The organism is Micromonospora sp. HK10, assembly GCF_000982955.1.
In the GTDB taxonomy this organism is placed as follows: Bacteria; Actinomycetota; Actinomycetes; order Mycobacteriales; family Micromonosporaceae; genus Micromonospora.
This window is the reverse complement of the sequence record NZ_KQ058649.1, coordinates 74,654-97,887: the sequence shown is the minus strand read 5'-3', so window position 1 is coordinate 97,887 and position 23,234 is coordinate 74,654. Positions and strand designations below refer to the sequence as shown.

The 23,234-nt window shown below is 74.3% G+C and carries 22 protein-coding genes and 1 tRNA gene; 10 read left to right on the top strand and 13 right to left on the bottom strand.

Features of this window, described 5'->3' with window-relative positions:
- The first annotated feature begins 2 nt into the window (after positions 1–2).
- The 4 genes from ngg (at position 3) to LQ51_RS00445 (ending at position 4,832) form a co-directional block, all read left to right on the top strand.
- Positions 3–1,838, top strand: coding sequence for an N-acetylglutaminylglutamine synthetase (ngg, locus tag LQ51_RS00460; RefSeq protein ID WP_046562573.1), 1,836 nt, complete (start codon positions 3–5; stop codon positions 1,836–1,838).
- Positions 1,835–3,010, top strand: coding sequence for an osmoprotectant NAGGN system M42 family peptidase (locus LQ51_RS00455; protein ID WP_046562572.1), 1,176 nt, complete (start codon positions 1,835–1,837; stop codon positions 3,008–3,010). Before ngg ends, LQ51_RS00455 begins: the two co-directional genes overlap by 4 nt.
- Positions 3,011–3,396: 386 nt before the next feature.
- Positions 3,397–4,326 (top strand): ribonuclease Z, encoded by a 930-nt coding sequence (locus LQ51_RS00450; protein WP_046562571.1) that lies wholly within the window; start codon positions 3,397–3,399, stop codon positions 4,324–4,326.
- Positions 4,323–4,832, top strand: coding sequence for a GNAT family N-acetyltransferase (locus LQ51_RS00445; protein WP_046562570.1), 510 nt, complete (start codon positions 4,323–4,325; stop codon positions 4,830–4,832). The genes LQ51_RS00450 and LQ51_RS00445 overlap by 4 nt, the downstream gene beginning before the upstream one ends.
- An 85-nt stretch (positions 4,833–4,917) precedes the next feature.
- Here the strand turns inward: LQ51_RS00445 and LQ51_RS00440 are convergent, their stop codons facing one another.
- Together LQ51_RS00440 and LQ51_RS00435 are read right to left on the bottom strand one after the other, a co-directional pair.
- Complete coding sequence (locus tag LQ51_RS00440) at positions 4,918–6,288, bottom strand: cystathionine beta-synthase (protein ID WP_046562569.1); 1,371 nt, start codon at positions 6,286–6,288, stop codon at positions 4,918–4,920.
- 76 nt (positions 6,289–6,364) lie between these two features.
- A complete protein-coding gene (locus LQ51_RS00435) occupies positions 6,365–6,721 on the bottom strand; it encodes a YkvA family protein (RefSeq protein ID WP_046562568.1) in 357 nt (118 codons plus the stop codon).
- Between the two features lie 143 nt (positions 6,722–6,864).
- On the opposite strand from LQ51_RS00435, the gene LQ51_RS00430 reads away from it, so the two are divergent.
- The 4 genes from LQ51_RS00430 to LQ51_RS00415 all read left to right on the top strand — a co-directional run bounded on the left by LQ51_RS00430 (position 6,865) and on the right by LQ51_RS00415 (position 11,738).
- Positions 6,865–7,908, top strand: a complete 1,044-nt coding sequence (locus LQ51_RS00430) for an SGNH/GDSL hydrolase family protein (protein ID WP_046562567.1) — start codon at positions 6,865–6,867, stop codon at positions 7,906–7,908.
- 133 nt (positions 7,909–8,041) lie between these two features.
- A complete protein-coding gene (locus tag LQ51_RS00425) occupies positions 8,042–8,839 on the top strand; it encodes an SGNH/GDSL hydrolase family protein (RefSeq protein WP_046562566.1) in 798 nt (265 codons plus the stop codon).
- Between the two features lie 115 nt (positions 8,840–8,954).
- Positions 8,955–10,217, top strand: coding sequence for an acetyl-CoA C-acetyltransferase (locus LQ51_RS00420; RefSeq protein ID WP_046562565.1), 1,263 nt, complete (start codon positions 8,955–8,957; stop codon positions 10,215–10,217).
- 42 nt (positions 10,218–10,259) lie between these two features.
- Positions 10,260–11,738 (top strand): CYTH and CHAD domain-containing protein, encoded by a 1,479-nt coding sequence (locus tag LQ51_RS00415; protein WP_046562564.1) that lies wholly within the window; start codon positions 10,260–10,262, stop codon positions 11,736–11,738.
- A gap of 20 nt (positions 11,739–11,758) precedes the next feature.
- On the opposite strand, the gene LQ51_RS00410 is transcribed toward LQ51_RS00415, so the two are convergent.
- On the bottom strand, positions 11,759–12,241 hold the full coding sequence (locus tag LQ51_RS00410) for a winged helix-turn-helix transcriptional regulator (RefSeq protein WP_231605108.1): 483 nt from the start codon (positions 12,239–12,241) through the stop codon (positions 11,759–11,761).
- On the opposite strand from LQ51_RS00410, the gene LQ51_RS00405 reads away from it, so the two are divergent.
- A complete protein-coding gene (locus LQ51_RS00405; protein WP_046562563.1) occupies positions 12,240–13,034 on the top strand; it encodes an SDR family NAD(P)-dependent oxidoreductase in 795 nt (264 codons plus the stop codon). The two genes, LQ51_RS00410 and LQ51_RS00405, sit on opposite strands and share 2 nt — an antisense overlap.
- Positions 13,035–13,114: 80 nt before the next feature.
- On the opposite strand, the gene LQ51_RS00400 is transcribed toward LQ51_RS00405, so the two are convergent.
- From LQ51_RS00400 to LQ51_RS00385, 4 genes are all read right to left on the bottom strand, one after another.
- Positions 13,115–13,435, bottom strand: coding sequence for a hypothetical protein (locus LQ51_RS00400; protein WP_046562562.1), 321 nt, complete (start codon positions 13,433–13,435; stop codon positions 13,115–13,117).
- 115 nt (positions 13,436–13,550) lie between these two features.
- Positions 13,551–14,309, bottom strand: a complete 759-nt coding sequence (locus tag LQ51_RS00395) for a Bax inhibitor-1/YccA family protein (RefSeq protein ID WP_046562561.1) — start codon at positions 14,307–14,309, stop codon at positions 13,551–13,553.
- 126 nt (positions 14,310–14,435) lie between these two features.
- Positions 14,436–15,254: a Bax inhibitor-1/YccA family protein gene (locus LQ51_RS00390; protein ID WP_046562560.1), complete on the bottom strand. Its 819-nt coding sequence runs from the start codon at positions 15,252–15,254 to the stop codon at positions 14,436–14,438.
- A gap of 108 nt (positions 15,255–15,362) precedes the next feature.
- Positions 15,363–15,443: transfer RNA gene (locus tag LQ51_RS00385), tRNA-Leu, on the bottom strand.
- 90 nt (positions 15,444–15,533) lie between these two features.
- Here LQ51_RS00385 and LQ51_RS00380 point away from each other — a divergent pair.
- Complete coding sequence (locus LQ51_RS00380) at positions 15,534–17,375, top strand: hypothetical protein (protein ID WP_046562559.1); 1,842 nt, start codon at positions 15,534–15,536, stop codon at positions 17,373–17,375.
- Positions 17,376–17,520: 145 nt separating this feature from the next.
- Here the strand turns inward: LQ51_RS00380 and LQ51_RS00375 are convergent, their stop codons facing one another.
- The 6 genes from LQ51_RS00375 to LQ51_RS00350 form a co-directional block, all read right to left on the bottom strand.
- Positions 17,521–18,849 carry an NAD(P)/FAD-dependent oxidoreductase gene (locus tag LQ51_RS00375; protein ID WP_046562558.1) on the bottom strand — a complete coding sequence of 443 codons (1,329 nt, stop codon included), beginning with the start codon at positions 18,847–18,849 and terminating at the stop codon, positions 17,521–17,523.
- Between the two features lie 103 nt (positions 18,850–18,952).
- Positions 18,953–19,513 (bottom strand): hypothetical protein, encoded by a 561-nt coding sequence (locus LQ51_RS00370; RefSeq protein WP_369799809.1) that lies wholly within the window; start codon positions 19,511–19,513, stop codon positions 18,953–18,955.
- An 8-nt stretch (positions 19,514–19,521) separates the two neighbouring features.
- Positions 19,522–20,886, bottom strand: coding sequence for a DUF58 domain-containing protein (locus tag LQ51_RS00365; RefSeq protein WP_046562557.1), 1,365 nt, complete (start codon positions 20,884–20,886; stop codon positions 19,522–19,524).
- Positions 20,886–21,893, bottom strand: a complete 1,008-nt coding sequence (locus tag LQ51_RS00360) for an AAA family ATPase (protein ID WP_046562556.1) — start codon at positions 21,891–21,893, stop codon at positions 20,886–20,888. The genes LQ51_RS00365 and LQ51_RS00360 overlap by 1 nt, the downstream gene beginning before the upstream one ends.
- A complete protein-coding gene (locus LQ51_RS00355) occupies positions 21,893–22,480 on the bottom strand; it encodes a hypothetical protein (RefSeq protein WP_197087482.1) in 588 nt (195 codons plus the stop codon). Before LQ51_RS00355 ends, LQ51_RS00360 begins: the two co-directional genes overlap by 1 nt.
- Positions 22,474–23,217 carry a DUF4129 domain-containing protein gene (locus tag LQ51_RS00350; RefSeq protein WP_046562554.1) on the bottom strand — a complete coding sequence of 248 codons (744 nt, stop codon included), beginning with the start codon at positions 23,215–23,217 and terminating at the stop codon, positions 22,474–22,476. Before LQ51_RS00350 ends, LQ51_RS00355 begins: the two co-directional genes overlap by 7 nt.
- Positions 23,218–23,234: the final 17 nt, after the last annotated feature.

Here is a 23,234-nt window from a genome sequence, read left to right as displayed (position 1 = left end):
CCGTGACCGACACCCTCGCCACCGGAACGGCGCGTACCGACCGGGAACGGGTGCTGGGCCGGCGCCGGGAACGCACCGGCCCCGGCGGTGACCCGGTCGCCCCGGGTACGGCGGAGCCGCGACAGCCGGCGGCCGGGTCCACCGACGCCTCGGGCGTGGTGCTGGACTGCGGCTGGGGCCGGCTGGTCTTCGGGCAGACGTTCGACGACCAGGTGCACGTGGCCGACGTGCTGCGCTCCGAGGCGGTCGGTGCCCGCGACATCTGCATCTACCTGCGCGACCCGCACGTGCTGGTGTCCCGGCTGCCGGACGAGCTGTTCATCGACCCGTCGCTGACCTACCGGCTGCCGCTCGGCGGGAAGCGGCCCGCCGCCACCGAGGGCGGCGAGGTTCCCGGGTTGACCGTCCGGCCGCTGCGCGACGCCGACGACGCGGACGCGGTGAACCGGATCTACGCGCGCAACGGCATGGTCACCGCCCCGGTCGACGTGCTCGTCGACAACGCCCGTACCGACCGGTTCCTGCACCTGCTGGCCGAGGACGCCACCGGTGAGGTGGTCGGCACCATCACCGGCGTCGACCACGTGGCGGTCTTCGCCGACCCGGAGAACGGCGCCAGCCTGTGGTGCCTGACCGTGGATTTCAACACCGCGCCGCCCGGTACCGGCCAGGCCCTGCTGACCGCGCTGGCCGACCGGCTCGACGCCCGGGGTCGGGCGTACGTGGACCTGTCCGTGCTGGCGGAGAACACCGGCGCGATCCGGCTCTACGAGCGGCTGGGCTTCCACCGGACCGGAACGCTCTGCGTGAAGCGGAAGAACCCGATCAACCAGCGGCTCTTCCTGCCCGCCGCCCCGGAGGGGTACGACCAGCTCAACCCGTACGCGAAGATCATCGCCGACGAGGCGATGCGGCGTGGCATCCGGGTGGAGGTCACCGATCCGCGCTGGGGCGAGCTGCGGCTCAGCAACGGCGGGCGGACCGTGCACACCCGCGAGTCGCTGTCGGAGCTGACCTCGGCGGTGGCGATGAGCCGGTGCGACGACAAGCGGGTCACCCGGCGGATCCTCGCCGAGGCGGGGCTGCGCGTACCACGTGGCCGGACCGCCACCGGTGACGCCGACGACCTGGCGTTCCTGACCGAGGTGGGCCCGGTGGTGGTCAAGCCGGCCCGGGGCGAGCAGGGCAACGGCATCACCGTCGGGGTCCGTACGCCGCAGGCGCTGACCGCCGCCATCGAGCTGGCCCGCCGGTTCTGCCCGGACGTGCTGATCGAGGAGCTACGCACGGGCGAGGACCTGCGGGTGGTGGTGATCGACCACGAGGTGGTGGCCGCCGCGGTCCGCCGCCCGGCACAGATCACCGGGGACGGCGTGCACGACATCACCGAGCTGATCGAGCGGCAGAGCCGGCGGCGCGCCGCCGCGACGGGAGGCGAGTCGACGATCCCGGTCGACGAGCTGACCCGCGAGGTGGTCGCCGACGCGGGCCACCGGATGGACGACGTGCTGCCGGAGGGCGAGGTGCTGGCGGTCCGCCGGACGGCCAACCTGCACACCGGCGGGACCATCCACGACGTCACCGCCGAACTGCACCCGGTGATCGCCGAGGCGTGCGTGGCCGCCAGCCGGGCGCTGGACATCCCGGTCACCGGGCTGGACCTGCTGGTCCCCGCCCCGGACCGGCCCGAGCACGTGTTCATCGAGGCGAACGAGCGGCCCGGCCTGGCCAACCACGAGCCGCAGCCGACCGCCGAGCGCTTCGTCGACCTGCTCTTCCCCGGCACCCGGGCGCCGCGACGGCTCTGGTCCCCGGCCGGCACGGGGGGCGCCGGGTGAGCCCGCGACCGTTGGAGATCGACCTCGACTACCTGCGCCAGGTGCTGGTGGAGCTGCTGGAGATCCCCAGCCCGTCGGGGCGCACCGACCACGTCCAGCAGTACGTGGGGGAACGCCTCTCGGCGCTCGGGATCGGCTCGACGCTGACCCGGCGCGGGGCGCTCAGCGCCTGCCTGCCGGGCCCGCGGGAGACCGGCGCCGACCGCGCGGTCGTGGTGCACACCGACACCATCGGGGGCATGGTCAAGCGGCTCAAGGAGAACGGCCGGCTGGAGTTGAAGCCGATCGGCACGCACAGCGCCCGGTTCGCCGAGGGCGCCCACGTGCGGATCTTCACCGATGACCTGGACCGGGTGGTCACCGGCCAGATTTTGCCGCTCAAGGCCAGCGGCCATCGCTACAACGAGGACGTCGACCTGCAGGGCGTCGGCTGGGAGCTGGTCGAGGTACGGGTCGACGAGCCGGTGCACGACATCGCCGGCCTCCGCGCGCTTGGCATCGACGCGGGCGATTTCGTCGCGCTCCTGGCCAACCCGACGATCACCCCGAGCGGGTACGTGAAGTCCCGGCACCTGGACGACAAGGCCGGGGTCGCCGCCGTGCTGACCGCGTTCAAGGCCATGATCGACGCGGGCGTCACGCCGGCGGTCACCGCCCACCTGCTCGTCACCGTCACCGAGGAACTCGGGCACGGGGCCAGCCACGGCCTCGACCCGGACGTGGCCGAGATCGTCTCGGTCGACGCGGCGGTGGTCGCCCCGGGCCAGCAGTCCCGGGAGGACGCGGCGACCCTGGCCATGGGCGACGGCGTCGGCCCGTTCGACTACCACCTGACCCGCAACCTGGCATCGATCGCCCGCGCGCACGGCGTCGACCTGGTCCGGGACGTCTTCGACTACTACCGCTCGGACGTGGCCGCCGCCGTGGAGGCGGGCGCGCACGCCCGGGTGGCGCTGGTCGGCTTCGGGGTGGACGCCACCCACGGGCACGAGCGCACCCACCTCGACGGGCTGCGGCACCTCACCCAGTTGCTCTGCCTCTATCTCCAGAGCCCGCTGGTCTTCCCCGAGTGGGACGCCGAGCCCGCCGGCGACCTGGCCGATTTCCCGTCCCTGGCCGTCCAGCCGGCCTCCGACGACGGCCCCCGCGAGGGCCCGATCGGCCTCGACTGAACGGGCCAGCGGGGCGGTCGGGCAGCGGCCGGTCCGCGCCGCGCGGCGACCCTGCCGACCAGCGTGCGGGTGGTTCCGGCTGCGCCTGTGATCGAAATCCGTTGCCGGGCGGCCCGGGAAGTGGATAGCGTGGCGGTACACGGGAAAGGAGGTGGTCCAGACTTGTATAGCAATCGGACTCGTGAGGTGGCTGTCCGCTAGCCGCTGTCCTCGACAGTGAAATCTCGCCCGCCGCGAGGCGGGCACCTGCAAGATCGTCGAGACCGTGTGGCAGCGGTGCGGCGAAACCACGACAGCCACCCGACCCCCGGGGTGCCGGCCCAGTCCAGCCGGCCCGCGCGCGAGCGCGGAAGCCCCGGGGGTCGACCCTATCCGGGGGAGATTCCGTGTCGATGCGCGAGTTGGTGGTGCTCGGCACCGCCAGCCAGGCTCCCACCCGGCAGCGCAACCACAACGGCTACCTGCTGCGCTGGGACGACGAGGTGCTGCTCTTCGACCCCGGCGAGGGCAGCCAGCGGCAGATGCTGCACACCGGCATCTCCGCCACCGACCTGACCCGGATCTGCGTCACCCACTTCCACGGCGACCACTGCCTGGGGCTGCCCGGCGTGATCCAGCGGCTCTCCCTGGACCGGGTGCCGCACCCGGTGGCCGTGCACTTCCCGGCCGGGGGCGCCGACTACTTCGCCCGGCTGCGGCACGCGGCGAGCTTCTACGAGACCGCCGAGCTGGCCGTCGAGCCGATCGACGCCGACGGGCAGCGGATCACCCTGACCATCGGCACGCTGGAGGCCCGCCGGCTGCGCCACCCGATCGAGACCTACGGGTACCGGCTGATCGAGCCGGACGGCTGCCGGGTGCTGCCGGAGAAGCTGTCCGCGTACGGGATCGCCGGGCCGGCCGTCGGCGCGCTGCTCCGCGACGGCCACCTGGACCTGGACGGGCGCCGCATCACCCGGGACGAGGTGAGCGTGCCCCGACCGGGCCAGCGGTTCGCCTTCGTGATGGACACCGGGCTCTGCGACGGCGTGTGGGCGCTGGCCGAACACGCCGACCTGCTGGTCATCGAGTCGACCTTCCTGGAGTCGGAGGCCGCCCTCGCCGCCGAGGTCGGCCACCTGACCGCGGCCCAGGCCGCGCGGGTGGCGGCCGAATCGGGGGTACGCACCCTGGTGCTGACCCACTTCTCGCAGCGGTACACCGATCCGCGCCGGTTCGCCGAGGAGGCCCGGGCGCACTTCACCGGCGAGCTGGTGATCGCGGCGGATCTGATGACGGTGCCGGTGCCGCCCCGACGGGTAGCCTCGTCCGGGTGACCGTCTCGTTACGCCCCGCCACCGACGCCGACCTGATGCCGGTCGGTGCCCTGCACCAGGCGTCCCGGGTGGCGGCGTACTCGTCGTTCCTGCCCGCGGACGCGCTGGCCGCGCCCACGCCCGAGGAGATGGGCCGGTACTGGGCGGAGCGGTGGACCTGGGAGCGGACCGACCACCGGATGACCGTGGCCGAGCGGGACGGCGCGCTGGTCGGCTTCAGCTACCTCGGCCCCGACGACGCGGACGACCCGGCCACCGGCCTACTGAACGCGATCCACCTGGCACCCGAGGAGCGGGGCCGGGGCACCGGGCGCACCCTGATGATCGACGCGCTGGACGCGATGCGGGCCCGGGGCTGGTCCCGGGCCGCCCTCTGGGTGCTGCGCGACAACACGGCCGCCCGGCGGTTCTACGAGCGCGGTGGCTGGACCGCCACCGGGGAGGAACGCCGCGACCGGATCGGCCTCGCCGTCGTCGCCCAGCTTCGCTACGCCCGCCACCTCTGAGCAGGCGCCGGATTGAGGCCGGGCGCGTCAGGAGGGGCCCCTCCCCGTCGCAGTGGGCGTGGGGGAAGGGTCCCCTCCTGAGCGCTCAGCGGGCGCCGAGGTGGGCGAGCAGGTCCTGCCGGGTCAGCACGCCCTTCGGCTTGCCGTCGACCAGCACCAGGGCGGCGTCGGCCTTCTCCAGCAGGGTGACCGCCTCGCTGACCGGCTGGCCGCCGCCGATCATCGGCAGCGGCTCGGCCATGTGCCGCTCGATCGTGTCGTGCAGGTGCGCCTGGCCGGTGAAGAGCGCGTCGAGCAGGTCCTTCTCGGCGATCGAGCCGGCCACCTCGCCGGTCACCACCGGCGGCTCGGCCTTGAGCACCGGGAGCTGGGAGACGCCGTACTCGCGCATGTAGTCGATGGCGTCGCGGACCGTCTCGGTGGGGTGGACGTGCACCAGTTCGGGCAGGCCACCGGGCTTGCCGCCGAGCGCGTCGGCGACCGTCGGCTCGGCGCCGGAGTTGTCCAGGAAGCCGTACCGGGCCATCCATGAGTCGTTGAAGATCTTCGACAGGTAGCCCTTGCCGCTGTCCGGCAGCAGCACCACGATCACGTCGTCCGGGTCGGCCTTGCGGGCCACCTCCAGGGCGGCCACCACGGCCATCCCGCAGGAGCCGCCGACCAGCAGCCCCTCCTCGCGGGCCAGCCGCCGGGTCATCTCGAACGACTCCTTGTCCGACACCTCGACGATCTCGTCGGCCACGGTGCGGTCGTAGGTCTCCGGCCAGAAGTCCTCCCCGACGCCCTCGACGAGGTACGGCCGGCCGGTGCCACCCGAGTAGACCGAGCCCTCCGGGTCGGCGCCGACGATCCGCACCCGCCCCGCCGAGGCCTCCTTCAGGTAGCGGCCGATGCCGGAGATGGTGCCGCCGGTGCCGACGCCCGCGACGAAGTGGGTGAGCGCGCCCTCGGTCTGCTTCCAGAGCTCCGGGCCGGTGGTCTCGTAGTGCGAGCGCGGGTTGGCGGGGTTGCTGTACTGGTTGGGCTTCCAGGCGCCGGGGATCTCCCGGGCCAGCCGGTCGGAGACGTTGTAGTAGGAGCGGGGGTCCTCCGGGGCGACCGCGGTCGGGCAGACCACCACCTCGGCGCCGTACGCGCGCAGCACGTCCTGCTTGTCCTGGCTGACCTTGTCCGGGCAGACGAACACGCACTTGTAACCCTTGAGCTGGGCCACCAGGGCCAGGCCGACGCCGGTGTTGCCGCTGGTCGGCTCGACGATCGTGCCGCCCGGCTTCAGGATCCCGGCCTGCTCCGCGTCCTCGACCATGCGCAGCGCGATCCGGTCCTTCACCGAGCCGCCCGGGTTCAGGTACTCCACCTTCGCCAGCACGGTCGCCTGGATGCCCTCGGTGACGTTGCGCAGGCGGACCAGCGGGGTGTTGCCGATCAGCTCGACCACGTTGTCGTAGTACTGCACGTCGTTGTGCCCTTCGTCGCGTCGCCGTCGTGGGGCGGCCGGTAGGTCGTCAGTTCGTCGCCCAGGGTACGTGCCGTCAGGGCACCAGATGCCCGGGGATGACCGACCTGCGGCGCGCCTCCCACTCCAGGAACCGCTCGGTCTCGGCGAGCACGCTGCCGGCCAGCCAGGTGACCATCACCGCGTCGTCGGCCAGCCCGAAGATCGCCAGCGGGATCTCCGGCAGCAGGTCGATCGGGGACACGATGTAGGCGGTGGCCGCGGTCATCAGGGCCAACCGCAGGCCGCCGTCGTACTCCCCCTTCGCGGTGGCCCGGATCATCCGCGGCAGCGCCGCCAGCCGGGCGCCCACCGACGGCCCGCCCCGGGCTCCGGACGCCAGCGCCCGGGCCAGTGCGGCGAACGCCGCGCTCCGCTTCAACGTCTTGCCCATGTCGTCGCCCCTCTCCGCTCGACCAAGGGTGCGGCCCCGGCGCAAGTCCGGCGTCCGCTGTCGGACAGGTACCCGGAACGGTGGTCGCCCAGCCTCCTGATCACCGGACGGCGGGTGTCGGGGTGGCGCGATACTGTCGGTGCATGGGGGACGTCGGTTCCGTCACGCGGGTCGGCTGGCCGCGCGCCCGCCGGGTCGTCCGGCTGGCGGCGATCGGCACGGGCGCCACCGTGGCGGCCACCGTGGCGACGGGTGGGGTGCTGCTCGGCCAGGCCCGGCAGGCCCGGCGCACCATCCCGATGGCCGAGGCGCCCCCGCCGCGCTGCGACGGGGTCTACGGCGCGAAGCTTCCCGGCCAACCGGTCACCATGGTCGTTCTCGGCGACTCCTCGGCCGCCGGTTACGGCGTGCACCGTCGCCGGGAGACCCCGGGCGCGCTGCTGGCCACCGGGCTGTCCCGGCGGTTGCACCGGCCGGTCCGGCTCTGCCGTTTCGCCGTGGTGGGCGCGCTGTCGGCGGGGCTCAGGCCGCAGGTCGAGTCGGCCCTGGAGGTCGAGCCGGACATCGCCGTCGTGCTGGTCGGCGGCAACGACGTCACCAACCGCACCCCGCCCTCGGTGGCGGTGCGCTATCTGGTCGACGCGGTCCGCGCCCTGCGCGCCGCGGGCTGCGAGGTGGTCGTCGGCACCTGCCCGGACCTCGGCGCGATCCGCCCGATCCAGCCGCCGCTGCGCTGGCTGGCCCGCCGGTGGAGCCGCCAGCTCGCCGCCGCGCAGACGGTGGCGGTGGTCGAGGCGGGCGGCTGGACGGTCTCCCTCGGGGACCTGCTGGGTCCCCGCTTCGCGGCCGAGCCGGCCCGGATGTTCGCCTGGGACCGGTTCCACCCCTCGGCCGAGGGTTACGCGGTCGCCGCGGCGGCGCTGCTGCCCACGGTGCTCTCCGCGCTCGGCGCCGGGCAGGAGCGCCGCTCTCCGCTCGCGGGCCGGGACGGCGTACGGGCGCTCCCGGAGGCGGCCCAGGAGGCGGCCCGGCACGCCGGCACGGAGGTCAGCGCCACCCAGGTCCGGGGTCGCGACCGGGGTCCCGACGGGCGCTGGGCGCAGCTTCGGCGGCGGGCCTTCTTCGGCGTCGGCGCGGCGGCGCAGTCCGGTGCCGCCGAGTCTCCGACCCTGGAAGGGCTGGCATGAGCGGGGCCACCAGGGGCATCATCAGCAGGCACAACGTGGGTCACGCTCACGTCTGCCCCGCCAGAGAGACGCGGCGGCGAGCAACCGGCGCCACCCGGGCCGGCCGCACCGCCGCCACCAGGGAGGTGTCGTCATGACCGAGCGCAACGAGCTCGTGGCTCGGCTGGGTCGGGCCGCCGCCCTGTCCCTGTTCGCCGGGACGGTGGGCGGCGCGGCCGTCCTCGCCGGCCAGGCCATCGCCGCCCGCAGCCGGCAGTACGCCCAGCCGGAGCTGGGCCTCGCCCTGCGCGCCACGGTGGGCCGGACCGGCGCCCCGCCGCTGCGGCTGGTGCTGCTCGGCGACTCCTCGGCGCTCGGCGTCGGGGTGGAGCGCTTCGAGGAGACGATCGGCGGGCAACTCGCGCACCTGCTCGCCGAGGGGCCGGCCGGCCGGCTGGTGCACCTGTCCAGCGTGGGCGTGTCCGGTTCCCGCTCGACGGATCTGGCCACCCAGGTGGCCCGGGCGCTGCTCGGCGAGCGCCCCGACGTGGCGGTGATCCTGGTCGGGGCGAACGACGCCACCGCGCTGGCCCGGCCCGGCGACGCGGCGGCGTACCTGGGGTCGGCGGTGCGCCGGCTGCGGGAGGCGCACGTCGAGGTCGTCGTCGGCACCTGCCCGGACCTGGGCGCGGTACGCGCGGTCGACGCGCCGCTGCGCCAGGTGCTCGCCTGGTCCGGCCGGCGGATCGCCCGGGCGCAGACGGCGGCCGTGCTCAACGCCGGGGGTGGCGTGGTCGACCTGGCCACCGAGACCGGCCCGGTGTTCCGGGCCGACGCCGGCACGCTCTGCCACGACGGCTACCACCCCTCCGCCGACGGCTACCGGGTGTGGGCGCACGCCCTGCTCCCCGCCGTGGAGGCGGCGGCCACGGTCGCCACCCGGCACCACTAGGAAGCAGGCCACCGACCCGGCCCGGCGGCGCGGCCCGGTCTGCGCGCGGCCGGGTGACATTTCCCGCCCGGCCGGCAACTTCCGCGTCAAGTTACCCGCGGGTTAACGTTGGTTCATGCCGATTGAGTCGCCCCGTGACGCCGTCATCGTCGCCACCGCCCGGTCCCCCATCGGCCGGGCGTTCAAGGGTTCCCTGCGGGACGTCCGCCCGGACGACCTCGCCGCCACCATCGTCCAGGCCGCCCTCGACAAGGTGCCCGCGCTCGACCCCACCACGATCGACGACCTCTATCTGGGCTGCGGCCTGCCCGGCGGTGAGCAGGGCTTCAACATGGCCCGGGTGGTCGCCACGCTGCTCGGCCTGGACGGGCTGCCGGGCGCCACGCTGACCCGCTACTGCGCCTCGTCCCTGCAGACCACCCGGATGGCGATGCACGCGATCCGGGCCGGCGAGGGCGACGTGTTCATCTCCGCCGGCGTCGAGACCGTCTCCCGGTACGCGCGCGGCAACTCGGACACCCTGCCGCCGGAGGCGCAGGCGCTGGTCGGCGGCGGCTGGGAGAACCCGCGCTTCGCCGAGGCACGCCGCCGCTCCGAGGCCCGCGCCCAGGCCGGCGCCGTGGTGTGGACCGACCCGCGCGAGGCCGCCCAACTCCCGGACATCTACCTGGCCATGGGGCAGACCGCGGAGAACCTGGCCCAGGTGTACGACGTCACCCGCGCGGACATGGACGCGTTCGGGGTACGCAGCCAGAACCTCGCCGAGAAGGCGATCGCCGACGGCTTCTGGGCCCGCGAGATCACCCCGGTCACCACGCCCGACGGCACCGTGGTCAGCACCGACGACGGCCCGCGTCCGGGGGTGACCCTGGAGGGGGTGACCGGCCTGAAGCCGGTGTTCCGCCCGGACGGCCGGATCACCGCCGGCAACTGCTGCCCGCTCAACGACGGCGCCGCCGCCGTGGTGGTCATGAGCGCCGAGCGGGCCGCCGAGCTGGGGCTCACCCCACTGGCCCGGATCGTCTCCACCGGCGTCACCGCGCTCTCCCCCGAGATCATGGGCCTCGGCCCCGTCGAGGCGTCGAAGCAGGCACTCAAGCGGGCCGGCATGACCATCGACGACGTCGACCTGGTCGAGATCAACGAGGCGTTCGCCGCCCAGGTGATTCCGTCGTACCGGCAGCTGGGCATCCCCGAGGAGAAGCTGAACGTGATGGGCGGCGCGATCGCCGTCGGCCACCCGTTCGGCATGACCGGCGCCCGGATCACCGGCACCCTGCTCAACGCCCTGGAGTGGCACGACAAGACCATCGGCCTGGAGACCATGTGCGTCGGCGGCGGCCAGGGCATGGCCATGGTGCTCGAACGACTGAACTGAGCTACCGGTTCGGCCGGAAGCCGGCCGGGTACGGGAGGCGCCATGGCGACCGTGGTGGAACGCGAGCGCAAGTACTCCGGTGACGAGGGCTTCCGGCTGCCCGACCTGGCCGGGTGCGGTGGCGTCGAGACGGTGTCCGACGCCACCGCCCTCGACCTGGACGCGGTCTACTGGGACACCGCCGACCTGCGGCTGGCCCGCAGCGGCTTCGCGCTGCGGCGGCGTACCGGGGGGCACGACGCGGGCTGGCACCTCAAGGTGGGCGCGGCGGGCGGCGCCCGGACCGAGTACCAGTTCCCGGCCGGACCGGACGACCAGGAGCCGCCGGCCGAACTGACCGCGCTCTACCGGGCTGCCGCCCGGGGCGCGGCCGTCGCGCCGGCCGCCCGGGTCCGCACCCGGCGTCGGGAACGCCGCCTGCTCGACCCGGACGGGCGGACGCTGGCCGAGGTCGCCGAGGACAGCGTCGAGTCGGAGGACCTGGTCAGCGGGGTCCGGCAGGCGTGGCACGAGATCGAGGTCGAGCTGGTCGAGGGCGACGAGGCGCTGCTCGACGCCGTGGCGGACCGGCTCCGGACGGCCGGCGCGGACCCGGTGCCGGTATCCAAGTCGCACCGCGCGCTGCGCGCCCGGCTGGCGCAGGCCCGGCCGGCGGCGCCGGACCCCGCGGTGGCGCCCGTCCTCGACTACCTGGCCGACCAGCGTGACGCGCTGATCGGCAACCATCCGGGAGCGCTCGCCGGCGACGAGGACGCGGTGCACGACATGCGGGTGGCCGTCCGCCGGCTCCGCTCCACCCTGCGGACCTTCCGGGGGCTGTGGGACCGGGCGGAGAGCGAGCGGGTGCGGGCCGAGCTGAGCTGGCTGGGCGGCCGGCTCGGGCGGGTCCGGGACGTCCAGGTGATGTCCGCCCGGCTGGCCGACGCGGTGCACGCGGAACCGGCAGAGCTGGTGCTCGGCCCGGTCCCCGCCCGGCTCGCCGAGCGGTTCGCCGCCGAGCTGGCCGCCGCCCTCGACGGCGCGCACGCCGCGCTCGGCTCCGACCGGTACACCGACCTGCTGCGCCGGCTGGACGCCCTGGTCGAGGGGCCACCTGCCCGCGAGCCTCGGCCCGGCTGGGTGGCCCGCCGGGTGCGCCGGGCGGTCACCCGCTTCGACGAACGCCTGGACGCCGCGCTGGCCGGCGGGGACGACGACGCGCTGCACGAGGCCCGCAAGGCCGGCAAACGCGCCCGGTACGCCGTCGAGGTGCGCGAACCGGTTGTCGGGACGCCCGCCGCGAAGCTGGTGAACCGATTCAAGGACCTCCAGGATGTGCTCGGCGCGCACCAGGACTCCGTGGTGACCCGGCAGGTGCTGCGCGAACAGGCGTTGCGGGCGTACGCGGACGGCGAGAACACGTTCACCTACGGGCTGCTGCACGCCCGGCAGGCCGGGGCCGCCGAGCGGGAGCTGCTTGCGCTGCCCCGGGCCCGGGACCGGGCGCGCCGGCGCAAGGCCCGCCGCTGGCTCAAGCGCTGATCCCGGGGGGGCGATAGGTATCAGGTGGACCTCTGCCGCGCCGCGGTGATCTCAGCGTGGTGGCCGACTGCCCAGTCGGCCAGGGCGGAGAGCGGCTCGAGAAGGCTGACGCCCAGCGGTGTCAGCCGGTATTCGACGGTCGGCGGTAGCGTCGGGAACACCTCACGTGCGACCAGGCCGTCGGTCTCCAGGGTGCGCAACGTCCGGGTGAGCATGCGCTGGCTGATGCCCTCCACAGCCCGATGCAGCTCATTGAACCGGTAGGGGCGCTGGCCGAGCAGCGTGAGCAGCAGCAACGTCCACTTGTCGCTCAGCCCGCGGAGCAGGTCGGTGACCGGACAGCGGGCGTACTCGCCGGCCGGGACCGGAACCGGGAGCTGGTGACCACGCATCGAGGCAGTCACACCGGTGTTCGTTGTGGACATGAAAGTGCCTTCTTTCGCGCACGCCGACCGTCCGCCCAGGATGAGCCCGTCAGCGATCGACGGCAACGGGAGCGGCATGGGCATCGTGGTGGTCAGTGGCGGCACGAACGGAATGGGACGCGCGTTCGCGCTGGAGCGGGCCGAACGTGGCGACCGCGTCCTGGTGCTCGGCCACAACCGGGCCCGCGGCGAGGCGCTGGCCAGCGGCTCGATGGCATTCCTTCCGGTTGACCTGTCCAGCGTGACCGAGACACGGCAGGCCATCGAGCACATCCTGACCGAGTATCCGGTCGTGGACGGGTTGGCACTGTTCGCGAATGCTCTGGCGCCGCGCCGGGTCCTGACCGCCGACGGGCTGGAGCGCACCTTCGCGCTCTACTACCTCAGCCGCTACCTGCTCAGCTTCGGCCTACGTCCGGCACTGGACCGGGCCGCCGCGCCGGTGATCGTGAATGTCGCCGGCGTCGGGATCACCAGAGGTGAAGTGCACTGGGCTGACCTGCAACTGGCGGCGGCCTACTCGACCATCACCGCACAGCTGCAGGCCGGCCGAGCCAACGACCTGCTCGGTGTGGGCTTCGCCCAGCGATCCGGCAGTCGGGCGAGATACGTGCTCTACCATCCCGGCTTCACCAGGAGCGGCGACCGCAGCGCCCTCCCCTGGATCGTCCGCGGACTTCTGGCGGCGGCGTCGGTGGCAGCCCGGCCGGTCGTCGGCGCGGTCGCCCCCATCCACCGGTTTCTGGACGAACCGCCAGCTACACCGCTGACCGCCATCGACCGGGGCAGGCAACTCCCGCCCGACTTCCCCACCCTCGACCCGCGCGACGCCGAGCGGTTGATGGACCTGACGGAGAAGCTTCTGCGCTGATGCGTATCGCCCGCAGCCTGCGTGAGATCGTGGTACGGAACGAGCCCCCCGGCGGGCCGGCATCGTCCAAGATCTTCCCGCTAGAGCGCAGCGCGGGTCGCCGCCACCGCCGCCGCGGCCTCGGCCAGCACCGGCTCGGGGGCGCCGGCCGCGACCAGGTCGGCGGCGACCACCCGGAGCTGGTCGGGCAGGACCAGGTCGCTGCCGAGCCGGGGTACGTCCCGGCGCGGCTCGCCTGCCGCGTCGGCGGCCCGGTTGGCGAGCTCCTGCACCAGCTTGTGCACCAGGTCGCCCCGGGCCACGTTGCCCCCGGCGGCCGGTGCCGACCAGCGCGGCTGCTGCCAGTGCCCGACCTGACGGACCAGCAGTCCCACCACCCGGTCCAGTTCCGCTGCGCTCATCGCGGCCGAGTCTACGACGGCGTGCGGCCGCGCCCCGGCGACCGGCCCGGACCAGGGTGCCAGCCGGCGGCGTGGCAGGAGGATGCTCGCCGGCCGGGCGGGAGCGGTCGTACGGTCAGCGCCGCAGGTAGCTGAGCAGACGGAGGATCTGCCAGTACAGGAAGATCAGCCCGACCAGCAGCCCGAACGCGCAGTACCACGCGTACCGGCGGGGCAGGCCGGCCCGCGCGGAGCGCTCGACCAGGTCGAAGTCGAGGATGAAGCTGAGCGCCCCGGCGATGATCGCCACCCCGGAGAAGAGGTACGGCAGCCAGCCGACCCGGGCGGTGAGGCTGTACACCTCCAGCCCTTGCCGACCGGTGAGCAGGTAGGTCACCAGGTTGACCAGGCCGACGGCGACGATCCCGATCAGCGCGCCGAGGACGAGCCGGGCCAGCCGCGGGGTGGCCCGGATGACCCGGGCCCGGTAGAGCAGCGCCATGCCGAGGAAGACCCCGAAGGTGCCGATCACCGCCTGCGCCACGATCCCCGGGTAGACCAGTTCGAAGGCCCGGCTCGCCACGCCCAGCAGCAGCCCCTGGAGCACCGCGTACCCGACGATCAGCGGCGGGTTGGTGACCTGCTTCAGCGAGATGAACAGCACCAGCGCGAGGCTGGCCAGGGCGCTGCCGGCCAGCGCCGCCGAGATCCAGGCCGCCGGCGGAACGAGCACCCAGGCGACCGCCGCGGTGACGCCGGTGACCAGCAGCAGGCCGACGGTGCGGCTCACCACGTCGGCGACGCTCATCGTCTCGGCGGCCCCCACCCCGAGGACCTGGCGTTCGGTCCGTCCGACGTCGTCCAGGCGGTCGAGGACCGGGTTGGCACTGCGCACCGTGACCTCCTTGCCGCCGTACCCCGGCTCCCACTCTGCCCCGGCGGGCCCGGCGGCGGCGGGGAAACGACGACGCCCGCCGGCCGCGGTGGCGGCGGGCGGGCGTCGTGCGGCGGGGCGGGACGGTCAGTCGTCGCCCTGGAGGTAGCTGAGCAGGCGCAGCACCTCCAGGTAGAGCCAGATCAGGCCGACCACGATGCCGAACGCGGCGGTCCAGGAGTAGCGCTGCGGGAGCCCCATCCGGACGCCGTTCTCGATGTTGGCGAAGTCGAGCACGAAGCTCAGCGAGGCCACCACGATGCAGACCAGGCTGAAGCCGATGGCCAGCGGGCTGCCGTCGCGCAGGTGGGTGTTGACGCCGAAGAGGGCGAGCACCAGGTTGATCAGCATGACCGCGAAGAGGCCACCCATCATCGCGATCAGGATCTTGGTGAACTTCGGGGTGGCCCGGATGACGCGCGACTTGTAGAGCATCGCCATCATGAAGAAGACACCGAAGGTCGCCACCACGGCCTGGAGCACGATGCCGTCGTAGAGGGTGTTGAACGTCTTGCTCACCGCGCCGAGGAAAACACCCTCGACGACCGAGTAGGCGATGACCAGCGCCGGGTTGGCCATCCGGGAGAACGAGATGATCAGGCCGAGCACCAGGCCGACGACGGCACCGCCGATCCAGGCCAGGCCGAGCAGCTGGTCCGGCAGGACGGCCCAGGTCGCGGCCGCCACGACGCCCAGGATCCCGAGCAGGGTGACCGTCTTGACGACCACGTCGTCCAGGGTCATCGGGGTCACGGTGGGCGGTGCCGCCGGGTAGCCGTAGCCGGTCGGGTACGGCTGCTGCGGATATCCGGGCTGGGCGTACGGCCCGGGCTGGGCGTACCCGGCCGCCCGCTCGCGGCCGGCCGCCTGGCCGAGCCGGGAGAGCACCGGGTTCGAGGTCTTCACTTTCTCAGGCCTCCCTCAGGGGGTCGATGCACGTGAACGTGCCCCTCCAGGGTAAACGGCACCCGCTCACCGCGGCGGGCGGCAAGCTGTGGGAAAGCTGAGAGTCTGTGCCCGGGGCGGGGGTCGAACCCGCACGCCTTGCGGCAGCCGCTTTTAAGGCGGCCGTGTCTGCCGTTCCACCACCCGGGCGGGTGACGCCGGTGCGCCGACACACCTCGGCGCAGGTCTCACCGTAGCCGTTGCCGCGCGAGCCGGCGTACCCCGAGGGTTCGCGCCGCTATGGTCGAGGCCGTGACCAGCGCCGCCGCCACGGTCCCCGGACCGGACCCCGACCAGGCCGTCCTCGGTCCACCGGTGGTCCGCCCGAGCCGCCGGGCCCGCCTGCTGACCACCGTCGCCCGCCACCGGTCGGGCCTCCTCGCCGGCCTGCTCTTCGCCCTGCTGGCCGGCTGGCTCACCCACGGGCTGTGGCCCGCCCCCGGACAGCGGGTACTCGCGCTGAACCCGGCGGACCAGACCCTCTACGAGTGGTTCCTGGCCGTCGACTCGCGCGCCCTGCTCGGCGACTTCCACCTGCTCACCGACCGGCTCAACGCGCCCGACGGGGTCAACCTGCTGGCCAACACCACAGTGATCGCGCTGGGGGTGCTGTTCGCCCCGGTCACCCTGGCCTTCGGGGCACCGGTCAGCTTCGCCCTGCTGACCGCCGGCAACCTGGCCGGCACGGCGCTCGCCTGGTACCTGCTGTTCAGTCGGACGTTGCGGGTCCACCGGCTCGCCGCCGGGCTCGGCGCGGGACTCTGCGGCTTCGGCCCCGGCATGGTCTCGCAGAGCAACGCCCACCTGCACATGACCGCCCAGTGGCTGATCCCGGTCATCGTCTGGCTGGTGGCCCGGATGCTCCGGGCCGCCGACCCCGCCGCCGGCCCCGACGGGCCGGACCGCCGCCGGCTGGCCACCTCGGCGGTCGGGCTGGCCGCGGCGGTCACCGCCCAGGTGTTCATCGGCGAGGAGGTGCTCTTCCTCACCGCGGTCACCCTGCTGATCATGACGGTCGCGTACGGCCTGGCCGACCGGGCGCTGCTGCGCCGGGCCCTGCCCACCTTCGCCGGCGGGCTGCTGACCGCGGCCGGGCTGGCGCTGCTGGTACTGGCGTACCCGCTCTGGCACCAGTTCGCCGGGCCGCAGGGCGTGGCGGAGGGAATGTTCAGCCCGTACTACTTCTCCGCCGACCTGAGCGGCTGGTCGACCCTCTCCCCGCTCTCGGTGCTGGGCAGCGACGCCGCCGCCCGGCTGAGCACCGGCCCGGCCGAGTTCACCACCTTCCTCGGCTGGCCGCTGCTGCTGGTCACCGCCGGCTGCGCGGCCTGGCTGGGCCGCCGCCCGCTGGTGACCGCCTGCGTCGCCGGCGCCCTGGCGATGGCGCTGCTGTCGCTCGGCCCCGAGGTGGTCGTCTCCGGCGAACGGACCGGGCTGCCCGGACCGTACGCCCTGCTGGCCGGGCTGCCGGTGGTGGACGGCGCGCTGCCGATGCGGTTCGCCCTCGCGGTGCCACCGCTGGCCGGCACGGTGCTCGCCCTGGCCCTGCACCGGGCGCTCGGGGAACCCGGGCGGGCCCGGCGGCTCGTCCCGCTGGGCGTCGGCGCCGCCCTGCTCACCGTCTTTCCCGCCCCGCTGCCCACCGCCGACCGCCCGGCGCTGCCCGAATTCGTCTCGGCCGGCCACTGGCGGCAGTGCGTACGCCCCGGCGGGGTGCTGGTCCCGGTGCCCACGGCCACCCCGAACGACCCGTGGCCGATGCGCTGGGCCACCGCCGCCGACGCGGCCTTCGGCATGCCGGAGGGCTTCTTCATCGGCCCCTACGGCCGGAGCGGCTCGGCCGCCATGGGCACCTACCAGCGGCCCACCTCGGCGCTGCTGGCCCAGGTGGCCCGGCGCGGCGTGCCACCGGCGATCGGCGACGAGCAGCGCCGGCAGGCCGGCCGGGACATCCGGTTCTGGCACGCCTCCTGCGTGGCGGTCACCGACGACGCGCCGCACGCGGCGACCCTGCGCGGCACCCTGGAGCAGCTCTTCGGCCCCGGCACCCGGATCGCCGACGCCTGGACCTGGCGGTTCTGACCGCGCACCCCGGCCGGTCGCCGGCCGGGGTGCGGCGTCTCCCGCCGTGTGATCGACCCGGGTTGCCGCATGTCGGTGCCCGCCAGGCCGTCGGAAGGGCCGCTTTGCCGCAACTCGCGTGCCAGCCACCTTCCGCCGGCGAAACTCAGCGCGCCGCGCCCACCGGGGCGGACGCCTCGGCGAACTCCTCGCGCGGGTCGTGCAGCTGGCCCAGCGCGACCACCTCACGCTTGAGGACGAACGCCAGCGTCCAGTCGACCACCACCCGGACCTTGCGGTTGAACGACGGGATCCGCGACATGTGGTACGTGCGGTGCATGAACCACGCCGGCCAGCCGGTCATCTTCACGCCGTACACCTGGGCCACGCCCTTGTGCAGGCCGAGGCTGGCCACGCTGCCCGCGTGCTTGTGCTTGTAGTTGACCGGCTCGCGCCCGCGGATCACGTTCACGATGTTGTCGGCCATCCGGGCGGCCTGCCGGACCGCGTGCTGCGCGCTCGGCGAGCAGAAGTTGCCCGGCTCCTTGGTCAGGTCCGGCACCGCGGCGCAGTCGCCGGCGCTCCACGCGCCCTCGACCACCCGGTCACCGTCCACCACCTGCAGGGTGGGCAGGCAGGTCACCCGGCGGCGCTCGTCGCGCGGAAAGTCCGTGGCGTCCAGCATCGGCGACGGCTTCACGCCCGCCGTCCAGACGATGGTGTCCGAGGGGAAGCTCGACCCGTCCGACAGCTTCGCCACCCCGTCGACGCAGGACTCCAGCCGGGTGTCCAGCCGGATGTCCATGTTCCGCTTGAGCAGCTGCTGCACCGTGTAGGCGCCCATGTCCCGGTCGACCTCGGGCAGCACCCGCTGGGTGGCCTCGACCAGCACCCAGCGCATGTCCTCCGGCTTCAGCTCCGGGTAGTAGCGCAGCGCGTCCCGGGCCATGTCCTCCATCTCGGCGAGCGCCTCGATGCCCGCGTACCCGCCGCCGACGAAGACGAACGTCAGCGCCCGGCTGCGGACCTCGGGATCGGTCGTGGCGGCCGCCACGTCCAGCCGGTCCAGCACGTGATTGCGCAGGAAGATGGCCTCGCCGATGGTCTTGAACCCGATGCCGTGCTCGTGCAGCCCGGGGATCGGCAGGGTGCGGGAGACCGAGCCGGGGGCGACCACCACGTGGTCGTACGGGATCTCCCGGGCCGGGCCGCTGATCGGCTGCACCACGGCGGTCCTGCGGTGGTGGTCGATCCGGGTGACCGTGCCCGCCACGACCTTGCACTTGCGCAACTCCCGCCGCAACGGCACCACCGCGTGCCGCGGCGAGATGTTGCCCGCCGAAGCCTCCGGGAGGAACGGCTGGTAGGTCATGTGCGGCTGCGGGTCGACGACGACGACCTCGGCCTCACGGGAGCTCAGCTTCTTGGACAGGCGCAGAGCGGCATACAGGCCGACATGCCCGGCACCCACGACAAGGATCCGCTTCGGATTCACGTCATCTATCTTTCCCCGGGCGGCTCGGGTAATCCCGTTCGAGACCCCCTTCTGTGACCGAGCACAACCCCTGTGACCTGCGTAACTCGGCCACCCGGTCCGGCTATCCGCGACGCAGCAACCAGCCGAGCAGGGCGCTGAGCGCCACCGCCACCAGCAGCCCGGCCACCGTCGCGGCCTGGAAGCCCCGGTCGCCGCCGACCCCGCCGAGCCAGGCCAGCACGATGCCGACCACCGCGCTGGCCAGCACCACCCCGCCGGCCCGGCCCAGCCAGCGCAGCACCAGGTCCGGGTCGACCACCCCGTCGTAGGGCAGCAGGGCGGCGAGCGCGCAGAGGGTGTGCGCCAGGTAGAGCAGGGTGGCCACGGCGACCAGCCGCCACAGCGCGGGCGGGCGGTCGTAGCCGACCGTGGCGAGCAGCCAACCGCCGACCACGACCAGCGCCGCGAAGGTCGGCCACGTCCGGCGCGGCCCGACCGCCGGCAGCACCGCCACCACCGTCAGGGCCAGCAGCGACCGCGGGGTGATCGCCTCCGCCGGGTACGCCACCAGCGCGCCCAGCAGCACGGTGAGGAAGATCCCGGCCCGGATGAGCAGCGGGACGAGGCTGATCCGGCCGACCAGGAACCGCAGCGCCCGGGCCCGCTCGTGCAGCGCCGCCAGCATGTCGTTCACCGGCCACCCACCCGGGGTGCGGTGGCCAGCCGGGCCACGTCCCGCAACACCTGGTCGAGGCTGCCCGCGCCGGCCCAGCGGACCACCGGCACCCCGTGCTCGCGGAGCTGGCCGATCATCGTGTCCCGGTCCAGCCGCCACAGCCGGTACGCCACCTCGGCCCAGCCGCGCTCCTTCGGCGGCGGCAGATCGGCCGGCAGGGTGTCCACCGCCACCACGAACCGGCCGCCCCGGGCCATCCGGGCCAGCATCTGCGCCGAGCGCTCGTCCAGCAACGGAGTGAGCACCACCACCAGCGCGTCCGAGGAGAGCAACTGCGGGCCGAACACCAGGTCGTACGGCTCGTGCGGGGAGGACTCCGCCTTGACGTCGAGCAGCCACTCCAGCACGGTCAGGTACTGCCGGCGCCCGGTGGCCGGGCGGAGCCGGCGGGCACCCGGGCCGTACTCGAGCAACGCCACCCGGTCGCCCCGGTGCAGGTAGTGCTCGGCGATCGCCGCCGCCGCCCGCACCGTGGTGTCCAGCACGGACGCCGGACCGCGTACCCCGCCGGAACGGCCCGCCTCGGCCAGCACGTCGAGCAGCACCACCACCTCGGCGTCCCGGTCGGACAGGGTGGCCGCCACGTGCAGCTGCCGGGCCCGCAGCGAGACCCGCCAGTCGATCCGGCGCAGCCGGTCCCCCGGCGCGAAGACCCGTACGCCGGCCAACTCGCCGCCCTCGCCGGGCCGGCGGGAGTGGTGCGCGCCGACCAGGCCGGCCGCCCGCGGCATCGCCTCGACCGCCTCGAACGGCTCGGTCCTCGGGTAGACCCGGGTCCGCACCGGTTCGGTGAGCACCGCGCGGGAGACCAGCAGCCCGTCGGCGGCCGCCACCCGGGTGCCGGCCGGCCCGATCGGGTGCCGGCCCCAGCGCAACGCCGTGCCGGTCAGGGTCAGGTCGACCGCGGCGCCGGACGGCACCGAGGTGACGAACGGGCGGTCGGCGCCGCCGCCGCGGCCCACATCGATGCCGGCCCCGCCGAAGCCGATCCGTTCCACCCGCAGCCAGCGGGACATCCGGGTGCGGACCACGGCCAGGTCGTAGGAGACGGTGTCGGGGTTGGCGACGGCCACCGTCGCGGTCATCGGGGACCCTTCGACCAGGTGCGCGTCCCCGGCGCCGATCTCCAACTCGGGCAGCGCGGTGGGCCGGCGGCGCAGCCCGTACGCGGTGCCCAGCGCGAACGGCGTGGCCAGCACGACCAGGTCGATCCGGCCGAGCAGCACGGCGGCGACGAGCAGCAGCCCGGTGAGCAGCACGGCCCGGCCGAGCGCCGCGGTGGGCGCCCAGCCGGCGGCGGGCTCGTGGCGGTCGGTCATCAGCGCCCGGCGGGCCCGGCCGCGTAGCTGGGCAGGGCGCCGCTGGCCGGGGCGGGGGTGGACTCGAGCACCTCGCCGACCACGAAGGACGGGTCGACCCGGCGCAGCCACATCTCCGGGCGCAGGGTGATCCGGTGCGCCAGGGCGGGGGCCGCCACCGCCTTGACGTCCTCCGGCACCACGTAGTCCCGGTTGCCCAGCACCGCCCGGACCCGGGACAGCAGCAGCAGCGCCAGCGAGCCGCGCGGCGACGCGCCGACCAGCACCGACGGGTGCTCGCGGGTGGCCGCGGTGAGCGTCACGATGTACCGGCCGATGGAGTCCTCGACCACCACGTCCTCCAGCGCGGCCTGCATGGCCCGCAGCGTGCCGGCGTCCACCACGGGGGTGATCTCGGCCTCCTCGCGGCGGCGGGCGATCCGCCGTTGCAGGACCTCCCACTCCTCGTCGTGGTCGGGATAGCCGAAGGAGACCCGGAGCAGGAACCGGTCCAGCTGCGCCTCCGGCAGCGGGTAGGTGCCCTCGTACTCGATCGGGTTGGCGGTGGCGAGCACGTGGAACGGCTCGTCCAGCCGGTAGGTGACGCCCTCGACGGAGACCTGTTTCTCCTGCATGGCCTCCAGCAGCGCCGACTGGGTCTTCGGCGGGGTCCGGTTGATCTCGTCGGCCAGCAGCAGGTTGGTGAAGACCGGGCCGGCCCGGAACGCGAAGTCGCCGCTGCGCTGGTCGTAGAGGAAGGAGCCGGTCACGTCGGCGGGGAGCAGGTCCGGGGTGAACTGGAGGCGGCGGAAGTCCAGGCCGAGGGCCTGCGCGAACGACCGTGCGGTGAGCGTCTTGCCCAGGCCGGGTAGGTCCTCCAGGAGCACGTGGCCGCCGGCCAGGATGCCGGCGAGGACCAGCTCCAGGGCCTCCCGCTTGCCGACCACGACCGTGCCGACCGCGTCCAGCACCGCCCGGGCCAGCCGGCCCACCTCGGCGGGGGGCATGCTGCGGTCCACGTCGTTCATCACAACTTCTCCAGTTCGGCGACGATCGCCGCGAGATCGCGCGGCGACGGGGGGCGGCGGGAGGGGGCGCTGAGGAACGTCCACAGCGGCTCTCCCAGCAGGGTGCGGGCCCGGGCCGGGTCGGACTCGCGGGTGATGCCGTGTTTCTGGCGCAGCCGCTCGTCGGCCAGCTCACCGAGGCGGGGCAGGATCCGCTCGGTGAACCGCTCCCGGTTGCCGCCGCACCAGTCCAGCGGGCGTTCCCAGCCGTTGATCGCGGTGCGCAGCGCGTCCCGGGAGGCCCAGTTCCAGGTGCCCGGTTCCTCCCCGGCGGGGGTGCGCGCGGCGGCCCGGGGCGGTGGCGGGGGCGTCAGGGCGGCGGTGACCCGGCGGACCGCGAGCACGGCGAGCACGCCGGCCACGATGATCCAGAGCGAGACCTGGAGGCCGACGGCGCGCAGCCCGACCACCACGACGACGGTGATCGCCGCGGTGACCGTGAGCGTCCGCAGCAGCACCCGGACCCGGCCACGGCCGGCCGGTTCGGCCCGCGTCCCGGCGGGTTCCTCGGCGGACGACAGCAGGTCGTCGATGCTGGTGCTCACGATGCCGGGGCCTCCCCCGCGACGGCCAGGCTGGTCAGCTCGCCGCGCAGCCGGCGCAGCGCGGACCGGGCCTGGTCGCGCATCCGCGCGTCGACTGTGTGGGTGGCGTAGCGGGCCTCGCGGTAGACGTGCGCGAACCCGTCCAGCACGTCGGCGCTGGCGATCGCCGGCACCCCGGCGGCCGGGTCACCGCGCAGCAGCCGGGTGACCAGGTCGGTGGGGGTGTCCCCGGCGAGCCGGGGCACCCCGGCCTCCTCGGCGGCCTCCTCCAACCGCACCCAGCAGGCGATCACCGCGGTCCGCGGGTCGGTGTCCCGGTCGTCGAGTTCGACCAGGCCGGCGTCGAGCGCGGCCACCACCTCGCGGGCGGTGCCGGCGGCGGTGCGCCGGGCCCGCTGGGTCGGCACCGCCCGGGTGGTCCGGCGCAGCGCCCCGCCGATCAGCGTCCAGAGCACGTAGCCGACGGCGGCCAGCACGGCCGCCGAGAGCAGCACGATCGCCGTGCTGGCGACCCAGCCCGGGATGCCGCCGGAGGTGGGCGGACCGAAGTCCCGGGGCTCGGCCGGGAAGGAGGGCGCGGCCTCGGCGGACGGATACTCCGGCACGTACGGGATGTTGTCGGCGGCCGGTGGGATGCGGCTGGCCCCGATGGCGGAGTGGCCGGCGGCGAGCGCGGCGGCGGCCAGCAGCAGGGTCACCGCCGCGATCGGCCACCATCTGCGCAGCACGCCGAGGTCCATCCCACCGCCCCACGCAT